We start from the raw sequence: 13,194 nt of genomic DNA, 5'->3' as shown, positions 1-13,194 counted from the left end.
TTTTAAGGGCCTCTTTAAATTAAAGGCTATGGGTAATCGTTTAGTTGGTGGCACACCATCCAAGGTAATATGCACAAAATTTTTAGACCTTAGGAAAAAATATTTCAGAAATTCTATTGGAGTGATGCGAGATCCAGGTATCAGGATTCTATGATGATGTGAAATTAAGGTGATATGGCAGGAACAGAATAGAAAAATTTCAAAAAACTTGTCAGGCCCATAAGCAAAACCTATCACTCCGATAATAAGGTGGAGATGATGAACAGATGAAAAAAGGGATTTTTAATGAAAGAGAATGCAGGAGTTCAAAAACGCAGAAAAGCACTTTGTGGAAATACTAAAGGGGTGTGGTACATTTTAATTCGCCTGTATTGGCTTATTTTGACCGTTTTTAACGTCTTAAAAGTAATCAGGATAAAGTTTCATGAATACCTCATATGTCAATTCTGAAATTATATCTTCTGGTGTGGTTTTCTCTCTTAAGCACTCTATGAACTCCACCGCATCAGAATAACATTCCCATTCCTCTTTCAGCTTGCCCCATTCTTCTTCGGGCATCAGGGCAGCGTGGGGTAAATCCCTGTATTCGCTTTTCTCGACACCTGATTTGTCTACCCATTTCACAAGGTAGGCACCTTCATCATCACTATAATTTAGGATATCCTCACTATCCACTAATGGTGGGTAGAGTGGCATTCTACGTTTAACGACGTTGCGGTTTGTGGTAATCTTCTGGCCAGTTTTAGTCAATTTGATATGTGTTTCCCTTTCAAATTGGTGATGAGGTCCGGCACTTGTATAGCTGACACTTTCATTTAACTGTTTATCCAAAATCATGATATCCCGAACACCAACAAACTCTTTATATTTTTCGATCTCTTCGAGTGTCATCTCCTCAAGGTCGATATGTCCAGCATCATCCATCTGTTTGAGATCTTCATCAGTGTATCCTTGTGTTGGGTGGAAACGGATTGAAATCCACCCCCAAATTGGCTTATCGCCCCAGATTTGATTATTTCTATCTGTCCCGTAATCCTCACGCAGATGCATCGGATTAAACTCAATTTTGGATATTAAGGATTTTATCATTTGGTTTAACTGAACTCTTATTTCATAGTCGTCTTTCTGCTGATAGAAATCATCCACCATGCCAATGTCAATACCAGACGTTTGCTTGTGGGCTGCAAGCATTTTTTCATCCTCAAGGTTGATAATTTCTTCAGAAACAGCTTTTTTTTGGCGCTCCAGGTTGAATAGTTTTTCTCTGAGTGAGGGGAAACTACCTTCTATGTAATCTCCATCGCTTACAAGCGCCATTAAATTATCGATCTTCTTTTCAATGCTCCCAACCATATCCTTTTTATCAAGGATCTCACCATCATAATCTCTATCATCTCCAGGTGCCAGTAAAGACCAATCCATTTCTTTGAGGGAAAAAAGGATGTGTCTTTCCACTTTGTCATAATTCCACGAATGATACTGACAGGTAGTTCCTAATTTCTTTTGTACCTTTTTAGAACGTGCTGTCAGACAAACCAAATATTTGTGGCCACCGCCTTTATCAACAAACCCCATAGTCCCACCACAAATACTGCATACTGGCAATTGCTTTCTCCTGGAAGGTGTGAAAATGTTGTGAAGCTTGGTAGCAGCCCTGCCATCAATCACCCGTTTCTTTTTCTTCATTTCTCTGACTTTAAGAAAATCAGCCTTACTGACAATAGCAGGGAAATAGTTTTCAACCAAAGGCAATGTTGGTGTTTCATGGGCACCATATGTGGCTTTATAATTCAATAACCTTTGTGTGGTGGCATTGGACCAAGCACTATTATCATACGCATCCTGTAGAGCTTTTTTCTCTTCTTTGGTTATGGGTTTCCCTTGGAACTTTCTAACCTCTATTAATTTTAAATCCTTCCTAACAGCTTTACCCCAAAATGGAATACGCTTGAGGTTGAGGTGATCTATGATTCGTTTTAATCCATACCCTTTCAAAGACATTTTAAAGATAAGTTCCATTACTTCTGCCCTTTTAGGTATCAACTTAAACTTTTTTATTTTTTCGTCCCAATAGATCCAGCTTGGGCATATAGTGGTGAATTTAGCCTTTTCCTCTTTGGTGACCTGCCTTTTCTTTTCCCAAACGGCTTTGATACGTTTACTTGGTGTGGTTGATTCCTCATGCTCCCTGGACATTTTCATAACGGAATACATCATACTCGAGGGATTTTTAACGATTTCAGCGGTGAATTCGTAGTTATCTATCAGAGTGACAACTTTAACCCCTAAATTTACGATTTGGGTCAATAGGGTAAGAACTGCCGAAAAATCCTCACGGCTGAGTCTGTCTATGGACTCCAGCAGAAGATAAGATCCTTTCTTGATTTTCCCTCTCTCAACGGCCTGGATGAATTTTTTTAAGTTCCCTTCTGTCTTATTGGTACCATGAGAGGCAGAGACACCCATATCCTTATATGTGGAATCGTCCAGAGTAAGATCATGTTTTCGGGCATACTTGTGGGCGGCTTCTATCTGGCTTCGTTCGCTGTCACCTTGAGACTGCTTTTCTGATGAGAACCTGATATAACTGTAGGCGGCTGGCATGATATCTCCAAATCGTTATCATTTACAATAACATAAGAAATACCACACCTTTGGGTAATTGAAAATCATTTATCCTTTTATCATTGACACCAATATACATCATTCCCTTCTCTATTTGGATCTTTTGAGTCTGCATATCCTGTAAATTTCAAGAGCCTCATATGTAGATATTTGTATCAATAGTTTTTTAAATAGTTCTACTTTTAATCCTCTATAGACAGATATGTCTCAAACACCCCCACCCATATTCAACCCAATAAGAATTCCCCCAAACCCAGTATCCATAGCTATATTGTAGCTAAAGCAAAAATGGCTGCCTTAAAATATCCCCTATAAGACCCTAAATTTGATGCGGATAAAGTGTCATTACCCTGCTATTAATATAGTCTGCCCTGCAAATATCGAAAATACATGGGTAGGTGTCTAACTTAGAGGTTTGGGAGGCAGTTTAAGCTATTACTGCCACAAGTTCACCAATTACCTTTAATTCACTGGATTGTTCATTTTCAAACTCAATATTCTCATAACCTTTGATATATGAATCTGGTCGTAACACAATTTTACTGAAAGACTGTTCATCACCATCAATTGCTCTTTCAATACCATATAGTTTAACCGTATACGATGCATCTGTGTCTTGATCGTGGATATTTTCATGTTGAATAATGACAACTTTATTGTTTCTACTGCCAGTCGGATTTTTTTTAAATAAGCACCAGGCTCCGCTTGGTATGCGCTTATTCATTGACTCTCCTTCTACACGAGTTACAAAATGACCTTGCAGTGCTTTAAAGGAATCTGGAAGTTTTACCCAATCAAATTTATCAACATATTTTTCATTATTAAATAGGGCTGCTGCAATTTCCAGATCGTAAATAGGAACAGCATTTGCAGAAGGATTAACTTCATCAGGCCTTAATATTTCAAGCATTAAACCCGGATATTTAACTGATCGTGGTACTTCTTGTTTTTTTAGTTCTATTGCCAAGTCTATTTCTTGTTTCTCTTTAAACACAATAGATTTGGATAGTTCAACAAAATAAGCATTTGTTTCTGGGTCAGTACAATAAATATAACAACCCTTTTGACCACGAGTCATTAATGTTCTGTAAGTGTTTTTGATTATGGCTTCGGCTTTTAAAGTGGCAGCTTCCGGGTTTTCTTTTAATTCCTTTTTGTAACCTCTTAGAGATTGATCTGTTTTCGCTCGTTCCGATGGCTGAATAACAATTTTACCATCTCTAACGATGATATCTGACCCGATTATTACACCTATGTAATCTACTTCTAATCCCTGACAGGTATGGATGCACCCTACTTCATTAACTGATTCTGGTTTTCTAATCCACAGGCTTCCATCAGTAGTTAAATTCCATTGCATGGCAAAGTCATATTTATCAATGGTTATGTCATTGAGCGAATTATTTTCTGGTTTTTTGCTTATCCAATTCCAGCAGTACCCGGCTACCAATCTGGCTTTATTGTTTATGTTATTTTTCTTGAAGATGGCTTCTTTAAGCTTGTTGGGAGTGTCAAACACCTGAAAGTCGTAATCTATACCTTGTAATGTTTCATTGGCTGTTACTCTTATTTCTAATGCATTGTCTATCCATGCTAAATAGCCATCCGAACCATTACATCTGAATTGTGATTGTAACTCCATCTTATGAATGGTAACACCGAGTTGGTTCGCCCATTTTTTTATTTCTTTTTTTTCGCCTATATCTTTCCAAGTGACTCGTTGATCATCATCAATGAAAAAAATGCTGAATTTTGATGCCTGAATAATTTCCTTGATTTGATTTTCACCTAAATTTTGAAACATACCGGATTTTGCGTTGAGGCGATGCGCTTCATCAACGATTAATACGTCAAAGATATTTCGTTCAGTGTTTGTATAGGCACCTGACCCACTGAATAGGTTCGTAATATGTGTTCTTGTAAATGAGCCGGTGAGTACACTTTCATAAACTGCACGAGGTGCGGCATTCTTTGTTATATAACGGCTTACAAGCTTTCTGTTAGTGGTCTGTACCAACAGATTAATAGCAACAACGGATTTGCCAGTACCAGGCCCACCTTCTACTATTAATATATGCTTATCCTTCACTGTTGATGTTTGTGCCAGTTTTAATGCTGTTTCATAGACCAGTTTCTGATCATCAATCATGATAAACTCTTCATTCCCCTGTAACATTGAAAGAAGTTTGTCTGATAGATTTTTTGAAGGCTTAATTTTACCTTTATCAATTTCATACATGACCTTGCCAGCATCACCATACCGTATAAATTTTTTTATAAAATCTGTAAGTTTTTTAGCATCAGTTCGAATAAAGGAGGGTGCTTTTTGTAAATAGTTTTCATATTGAGAATGTTTGATAACTTCATCGGATTTCATGTTATGCAGATAGGCGCATGGTGATAAGGATATGTTTTGGTCTTGCACTGCTTCATTAAAGTCTTCAAGCAAAGCTGCGTATGTCCAAGCTTGATAGGATGGGTGAATTGTCTCCCTTTCTGCCTTGCCGATAAAGGTTTTTACGATACCATCTTGTTTTGTGAGTTTTGCATCTGACCATTGCTTGAGTTCCACAATAACAGCTGCACTTTTATTATGCTCATCAATACCAGTAAGGATAATATCAACCCGTTTTGAAGTTTGTGGAATTTTATATTCAATCGCAACACCAGTATCATCAGGTATCCCACCGTCTTCCAGAATGTTGCTCATATACATCATTGAATTTTTCCATGAATTTATTTCTGACTTACTCGTGGAATGGCCAAGATTACTTTGATAAGCTTCGTGTATTAACTCTTCAATCTGATTGTTATGGACATCTCGCCTAAATTCTGATTTGGTCGAAGAATATACGATCACTTTTCAAGCTCTGTGTATTTTTTAGCATTTCCCTTTGCTTTAGCTACAGGGTACTTTTGCTCGTTAACTTCAATCTTTCTTTGGGCCGCCTGCAACAAATCAATATTAAGCTTATCAGCGAGTCTCATTAAATATATAAAAACATCTCCAATCTCTTGCTCAACCGCTCCTATTTTTTCTTTTGGCAATTCTCTGCTTTGTTCCTGAGTCAACCATTGAAAATGCTCAACCAACTCCGAGGATTCTACACTAAGAGCCATTGCCAGGTTTTTAGGAGAATGGAATTGTTCCCAGTCTCGTTCATCAGCGAAGCGTTGTAATCTTTCTTGAATAGATTTGATGTCCATACTAACTCCATTGGAAACAGGATTCCGAGAATAATTTAAACTAATCAATTTGAGTATTAAAGCTGTATCAGGATGGAGTAGGGAAGTAAAGTCGTATTCATAGGTCGCTTCAAGCTTATTCCCAAAATACGGTAAGTATATAGATAGGTGTTAAGCGCCCAGGGGGTTTGGGAGGGATAGGGCACCTGATAGATATAAAATATCGTGGTGTGATTTTAGAGGCATGCATTCTGAGTTGATGTTCTCATGGTATTTAAATTTCTGTATGGCTTATGAGCAGGGTGTGAGGGGACTTACTTGATTATGAAGAAGCGAATAGGTTTGCTCTCAGTGTTATTATTATTCGTTACACCAGTAAGCAGAAAGGAATGACAATGATTGATGATAAAGAATTAAAGATATACCGCTGTCCTTTTTGTGACAGAGTTCTTTTTAAAGGTTTTGTGTTAAGCCTTGCCATGGTTTGCCACAATTGCAATGAGCTTGTTAGAATTGATGAAAAAGCATAGATAAGCAGGCTTGGTGGCCTCTCTGTGGGCTATTAAATCTCATTGTTAATCAGGATATCTTCAACCTCTTTGGTCTGCAATCCCAAGTAACCCATGGTGATAGCAGGGCTTGAGTGTAGGTAACGCTGTGTGATCTTCTCAATAGGTACGCCAAACTCTGTACGCTGGATATATCCCCATGTTTTACGGAGTGTGTGAGTGCCATACTTACCCTTCAGGTTGATATCTTCTGTCCATGCCTTTATCAGCCTGTTTAAGCTCGGTATAGTAAGTGCCTTATTCCCTTTGCGTCCACCAAACAAAAAGGCGTTATCCTCAATGTCTGGGTTGTTTGATAGGAAGTTTTGGAGAGCATCAAAGGAACTTTTGTTGATAGCCAGTACATTCTTATTATCAGTCTTACCTTCTATGATTGTGATAGAGTCACCAGCTTTTAAGTCTCTGACCTGTCCCACTTTTAATTTAAGCAGATCACCTGCTCTCAATCCATTATTGATACCCAAGGTGAATAACAATAAATCACGGGGTTTATCAGACAAGATCTTTTTAATGGCTTTGATATCTTTTAAGCGTCTGATTGGTTCTACTGTTTTTTTCTGTCCAAGGCCTGGTTTGTTAATTGCTGTTCCCATGTCGTGTGTCCTTGTGTTTGAAAGTTAGTGTTGATGTTTATTAGTATATAAAACTAACATTCAAAAAGCAAGGATTATCTTTGTTGTTTGTAAATAACTGTAATGATTATTTATTCTAACGAATGTTAGTTCTTGCCCAAAGACTAACATTCAGATTATCACCTTTGAGTCCAATATTGGACATTAACCAGGGGGTCTCCAACCAAGGTTAAATTTATTATCACCGAAAGATATCTTATGTGCTGAGTCCAAACTCACGATATTTCTCGTTGAGTGATACCCTCAACACCTAAAAAAGAGGCTGTTTAAGTCGATTACATTGCATAGAATTATTTTAACAAGGGAATTATACCTGTCACTCAGCTCTCAAGAGGGCAAAATTGCTCCTGTGGTCAATACAGGGTTTCAAGCTTGGCAAAATCCTGGTAGCTCATATTCCAACCTTCAGAAAAACAAGGACATATTAAAATGCACCTATATTTTATGATTGATGGTTTAGAAGAAAACAACGGCAAGGTAAGAGGCTTTGATTGAATGGGAATGGGTTACCAAAGCAACAGGTAAGCCCTTTAAATGGTCTCAACAAAAACCCCCGTTTCTATGAAACTTGTAAAATCAGCAAAAAAATAACACCTCTCAAGTGGCTTTTCTCGTAAAAAGTACAAGGGTAATACCCACAAAAATAAAAACTATTCATTGTGAGGGGGCTATAGGCCTTGTTTTTGAAAGAATTTGTATTCGGTGGAACAGATGTGGTGAGAACAATTACAGATGAAGATGGGAATCCTTGGTTTGTTGGTAAAGATGTAGCTACGATTTTGGGGTACTCGAATACCGCAAAGGCTATACGAATGCACTGCAAAGCACCACAACATATAGGGGTGACCGAAATGGGCACCCTTGATCCCCAGACAAAAATCATCCCTGAAAGAGATGTTTACCGACTGATCATGAGATCCAAACTTCCTGCCGCTGAAAAGTTTGAAGAATGGATTGTTGCAGACTGCAATTATAAAAACAAAGGCATATTAAAAGGCACCCAGATTTGGAGACAGTTGATGTTGGTGTTCCCATGACAGATACAAGAACCCTGGAAAACACTTTTGGGAAGCAACATAAAAATGTCATCCAAAAGCTGGAGAGCCTTGACTGTAGTGAAGAATTCGCCGCCCTGAATTTTCAGGAGGGGTCTTATCCAGATAGAAATGGGCAATTTCGGCCCATGTATAAAATGACCAGAGATGGTTGGGCTTTCTTGTCTGGAAAGATGAAATTGAAACAATAGAAGTCTGCTAAAGTGTTTTGTACATATTATATCGTTGATTATCTGTGTGATGAATAAAGTTTCCATCAATCACAAGATATGGTGCCAGACTATAAGTTAACACCCTGAGACTGTTAATAATAGTCCACTGGATGAAATGTCAAAGATACCGGTGCAAATCAAAACCATTTTCCGGTAAATGTTGAAGTCATGATCATGCAAGAATCTTTGACTACTGGACAGCCAAACGCTGTATTTATTTTTCCTGTTGCTTTTTGCTGCTGGGGGTGTTTATCTCAGTTTATATGATAATAAGCCCTTGATCCAATATCACAATTATTTATAGTCGTATATCACTCAAACATTCATGATATGCGGTTAACCGGATATCTCGGCTATACGGAACCGTTCAATTACTTGTTATGGTAAATTGTATCTAAAAACTAATTTTATGAGTTTAACTATTTATAAATAATTATTTAAGGAAAAAGTATGGATTACTTGTATGAAAATTTAGGAGACGAACAATTTCAAGAATTTTGTCATTGCTTGTTGAGCAATGAATTTGAAAACATGCAAGCATTCCCAGTGGGACAACCAGATGGCGGTAGAGATTCAATAGCTTATGTATTTGATTCTTCTAAAAGAGAATTTATTGTATTCCAAGTCAAATATGTAAGGAATCCAAAGCAGGAAAGAGATATTCACAAGTGGTTAGTAGCGACAATTGAAGGTGAAATTACAAAGATTAAAAGGCTTATTGAAAGAGGAGCGAAATCCTATTATCTAATTACAAATGTAAAAGGCACTGCTCATCTTGACGTTGGTGCCATAGATAAATTACAAAAAATATTAGATGACAACATAGATATCCCTTCTTTTTGCTGGTGGAGGGATGACTTGTCTCGAAAAATAGAAACAAACCCTTTGATCAAATGGTCATTTCCTCAAATATTGAGTGGCCAAGATATTTTAAATTCAATACTATTTGAAAACATCACTAAAGCCAAGGAAAGGCGTCAAAGCGTTATACAGGCATATTTAGCAGATCAATATGAAATGGACAATGAAGTAAAATTCAAACAAATTGAGTTACAAAATCGTTTGTTAGATTTATTTGTTGACGTTCCAATTCAAATAAAAAAATATAACCATAAAAATAAAAAATTCAGAAAAATTTTATATAGATTCCGTAATCTTGATTTATTTAATGAAGATCATGAAAGACTATATGCATACCAAGAAGAAAACGGAATCGGTGCAGCTTCATTTCTTTTGAATCAATTGGTACAAAAGGATATACATAAAATTGTGTTAGAAGGTGGCCCCGGTCAAGGAAAATCCACCATAGCACAATATATTTGTCAAATTCATAGAATTCGTCTTTTAAATAAAAAGGAGGATTTTAATTCTATTCCAAACGATTTTCTGAAGGTGCCCGTCAGATTACCATTTAAAATCGATTTACGTGACATAGCTACTTGGATGGAATTCAAAAATCCCTACTCTGGGATTCTAAGTGAAGAATATTTCTCAAAAATTTGGGCGAAATCTTTAGAATCATTCTTAGTAGCTCACATTTGCTATCACTCTAATTTGTTTGAATTTAATTCAAACGATTTGGTTTCCATTTTCAAGTTGAGTTCAATATTAATTGTCTTAGATGGATTTGATGAAATAGCCGATCTGGAATTAAGAGAAGAAATTATTACCTTTGTAAAGAAAGGGGTTAATCGATTAACTCAAAATTCTAAATCAATCCAAATTATTATTACGAGCCGTCCTGCGGCGCTATCAAGCTCAGTAGGTTTTCCGGTTGATGAGTACCCCAACTTTGAACTCACTGATATTACATTACAAAACATAAGACAGTATGTTGATAAATGGATTAAAGCTAAAAGATTGAACAGTAGGGAAGCGTCAGAAATTAAGCGTTTAGTAGATGAAAAACTGGAATTACCTCATTTGCGAAGTTTAGCTAAAAGCCCAATGCAGTTAGCCATTTTAATAAGTCTATTAAATACTCGAGGAGAGTCATTACCTAATAAAAGAACAGCGCTTTATGATAGTTACATTGAATTGTTTTTTAATAGAGAATCAGAAAAAAACATCACCATACGTGATAATAGAGATTTGATAATTGATATACATAAATACTTGGCATGGATTTTACACTCAGAAGCGGAGATGTATAAAAATAGCGGGAAAATTGAAATTAATCAATTGAAGGATCAATTAAAAGATTATTTAAAAAAAGAGGGACATAAAACAAATATTGCAGATCAATTATTTACTGTGATGGAGGAGCGAGTATGTGCACTTGTTTCAAGAGTTCAAGGTACATTTGAGTTCGAAGTTCAACCGCTAAGAGAATATTTTTGCGCAAAATATCTATATGAGACATCTCCTTATTCTCCCGCTGGTTGCGAAAGTACCGGAACAAAACCAGAAAGATTTGAAGCTATATCACGTAATTTTTATTGGCAAAATGTTGTTAGATTTTTCGCTGGTTGTTTTGATAAAGGTGAGCTACCGATGCTTATTCATAAATTAGGAGAACTTCAGAATGATGAATTTCTAAAACACACAAATTATCCAAGGATTGTGACGGCACAATTACTATCAGATTGGGTTTTCACCCAATACCCTGTTTTATTAAAGAATGTTCTCAAAATTATTATTGATGGTTTGAATATTGGTGATATTTTAAATCAAAATTTTGAGGGAAGTAATAATGAATCAATTCTGTTGCCAGAGGAATGTGGAAGAAAGGAATTGGTCGAAGAATGTTTCAATCAATTGAAAAAATTTCCTAATATTGATTATGCTTATGAATTGATTGGGTTAATAACCGAGAACCCATATCATCTGAAAAAATATTGGGAAGAACATGTTGAGCAAGTTAATGAAGAAGAATTATCGATCTGGCTAGAGTATGCATATCTATTGGGTATTTTGCACTTAGTTGATAAAAAGATTTTAGTTTCTATTTTGAATCAAAACCCTTTGGAACATTTAAACCGTCTTCAAATTATCCTAAATGCTAAACAAGGAAGCCAGTTGATACAAAATGATTTCCTGTTAAAAAAGACAGTTTTAAAAGGAATTCTGAGTGGAGAACTAGTGTTCACACCTGAAAAATCAGAATTAAATGCTCTATCGTCTTTAAACCTTTATCTTAATACTTTCGTGCTGTCTTACATCCTCAGAGTTGAAGAAGAAAATAGTTCATTTTTAGATTATATTCATCAAAGGACAAGGTATTATTACGTCGATAATGAAGCTTTATTGAATTTTGATGTTAAAGACCAGGTAGATGAAAAAATTAGGGATTTTTTTGATAAAAATAATAAAACTTTCGATACTGATATTAGTGTATGGAAAAGGAAAATAGAACCGTGGGATAGGCTTGTAGAGACTGGAAGAACTATCCTGGAAGATAATTGGTTGTTTAATTTAATCTCGATTGTATCTGCTGGAATTAAATCAAAGGAAGAGCGTTGTGACCAATATTCAAATCTTTGTGATTCTAATCAATCTCTTTGCAAACGAGTTAGACATGCTCGTCTGAAATCTGGAAACATTAAATGGTGGGAAAAGGAACTTAAAAATTCAAAGCAAATTATTTTTTCTTTGCTTGTGTTTTTTACCTGGGCCACTCCAAAAACCATTAATCAGTTATTACCTATAGCGAACCAAAAAGTTAAAAGCTTAGACGAGGATGAATTTAAAAAATTAATTGCCTCTCAAAAACAAATCGCTGAGGTCTCAACATTCAAACCCGTTCAACAAAGATTTATAAGGGCTATGATCAAGAGTCAAAAAGTATCGAGCTCTATAAAATATATTTTAAGTTTACGTTTCCCGTTACATCAAAAACAACAATTTATCTTCGAAAACATAAAAAATTATTCAGGTGATATTGAAGATATTTTACAATCACAAATGGAACATCTTATAAATGAATTTATGCTAAATCCAGTAAATGATTTAAACCTTCAAAATATCAAAGAGGTTTATGTTAAACTTAAAAGCTTTAAAGAAGCTAAGATTAGAAAATATAACCTTTATTTTAGATATCATATGTATCCATACGAAAAGGGTTTTGACATCCCTTATGAAATTGCAAAAAACATAATGGAAGACTGCAAAAGATATCCTAGATTAATAGTTTTTCTCTCTGAAAAAGTATGCCGCACAAACGCTAATAAAAAGCTAATACCTGTCGGAGAGATCGCTCAGAAAGAAGGTTGGTTTGATATCTGTCAGATTGCTGAGTGAGGGAAAGAGGATCATTTATATTTTTTATTTTTGATTGAAATACTGAACAAACTATTCGTTAATGAGCAGGTAGGATAGGAACACAACTCAAGTATTATTATTCTATGGATACCTGACATAGGACATCAAAAGGATCAAAGATATCAATTCAAATTTTTAAAAATAAAGCAGTTCAGATTTAGGGGGTGATTGGGGCGTTTACTTCTACAATATCCCTGTCTTTTCAGGATTCAAAAAATACCCAAGACTATCCCTGTAATTGGTCGCTTTCTTTATGTTTTTTAGACCACAAGATCTGGTATGTCACAACATTCAATTCCGCTGATATGTGAATCAACACAATTGCAGATAGATCTTCCCCCAAGCGATTCAACCCCCAAATAAGCCCGATAAATTCTATGGTGAAAAAAACCTTCCATTCACAGAAAATCCTTTTAAAACAAGCCGTAAAGCCGCAAGGATTGGGAAGGATTGACTTTGCTTCAACCTCTTGGTAAATCTATAATATCAAGGGACGTAATAAATATCAGAAGACTGGAAAGAGAACAGTTGTTAAGCAGCGCGCTAAATTAAACAAATGAAGTACGAAATTTTCAAAATAAATTGACCATTCTGAAAAAATATCAGATTAAATGAGACTCAGGATAGGGTCTTTTTTTATGAAAAAAATAGGCGG

Annotated in this window: 8 protein-coding genes; 4 read left to right on the top strand and 4 right to left on the bottom strand. The window is 35.9% G+C overall.

The features are described from left to right. Positions 1-399 precede the first annotated feature (399 nt). The 3 genes from Q1Q15_RS11675 to Q1Q15_RS11665 all read right to left on the bottom strand — a co-directional run bounded on the left by Q1Q15_RS11675 (position 400) and on the right by Q1Q15_RS11665 (position 5,832). On the bottom strand, positions 400-2,604 hold the full coding sequence (locus tag Q1Q15_RS11675; RefSeq protein WP_300459908.1) for a recombinase family protein: 2,205 nt from the start codon (positions 2,602-2,604) through the stop codon (positions 400-402). A 448-nt stretch (positions 2,605-3,052) separates the two neighbouring features. Further along, the gene (locus Q1Q15_RS11670; RefSeq protein WP_300459907.1) at positions 3,053-5,344 is read right to left on the bottom strand and encodes a DNA/RNA helicase domain-containing protein; all 2,292 of its coding nucleotides are present in this window, start codon (positions 5,342-5,344) and stop codon (positions 3,053-3,055) included. 137 nt (positions 5,345-5,481) lie between these two features. Further along, positions 5,482-5,832 carry a nucleotide pyrophosphohydrolase gene (locus tag Q1Q15_RS11665; protein ID WP_300459905.1) on the bottom strand — a complete coding sequence of 117 codons (351 nt, stop codon included), beginning with the start codon at positions 5,830-5,832 and terminating at the stop codon, positions 5,482-5,484. 374 nt (positions 5,833-6,206) lie between these two features. Here Q1Q15_RS11665 and Q1Q15_RS11660 point away from each other — a divergent pair, with 374 nt between their 5' ends. Further along, entirely contained in the window at positions 6,207-6,341 is a 135-nt protein-coding gene (locus tag Q1Q15_RS11660; RefSeq protein ID WP_300459904.1) for a hypothetical protein, read from the top strand. A gap of 32 nt (positions 6,342-6,373) precedes the next feature. On the opposite strand, the gene Q1Q15_RS11655 is transcribed toward Q1Q15_RS11660, so the two are convergent. Continuing rightward, entirely contained in the window at positions 6,374-6,973 is a 600-nt protein-coding gene (locus Q1Q15_RS11655; protein WP_300459902.1) for a tyrosine-type recombinase/integrase, read from the bottom strand. A 722-nt stretch (positions 6,974-7,695) separates the two neighbouring features. On the opposite strand from Q1Q15_RS11655, the gene Q1Q15_RS11650 reads away from it, so the two are divergent. The 3 genes from Q1Q15_RS11650 (at position 7,696) to Q1Q15_RS11645 (ending at position 12,518) form a co-directional block, all read left to right on the top strand. Continuing rightward, positions 7,696-8,049, top strand: a complete 354-nt coding sequence (locus tag Q1Q15_RS11650; protein ID WP_300459901.1) for a Bro-N domain-containing protein — start codon at positions 7,696-7,698, stop codon at positions 8,047-8,049. Then, positions 8,046-8,258, top strand: coding sequence for a Rha family transcriptional regulator (locus tag Q1Q15_RS25490; protein ID WP_363320940.1), 213 nt, complete (start codon positions 8,046-8,048; stop codon positions 8,256-8,258). Before Q1Q15_RS11650 ends, Q1Q15_RS25490 begins: the two co-directional genes overlap by 4 nt. Before the next feature lie 471 nt (positions 8,259-8,729). Continuing rightward, complete coding sequence (locus Q1Q15_RS11645) at positions 8,730-12,518, top strand: hypothetical protein (protein WP_300459898.1); 3,789 nt, start codon at positions 8,730-8,732, stop codon at positions 12,516-12,518. Positions 12,519-13,194 lie beyond the last annotated feature (676 nt).

The organism is Desulfobacula sp. (assembly GCF_030145145.1).
GTDB lineage: Bacteria > Desulfobacterota > Desulfobacteria > Desulfobacterales > Desulfobacteraceae > Desulfobacula.
Note: the sequence above shows the minus strand (reverse complement) of the source record. Positions and strands in the feature narration are given on the sequence as shown.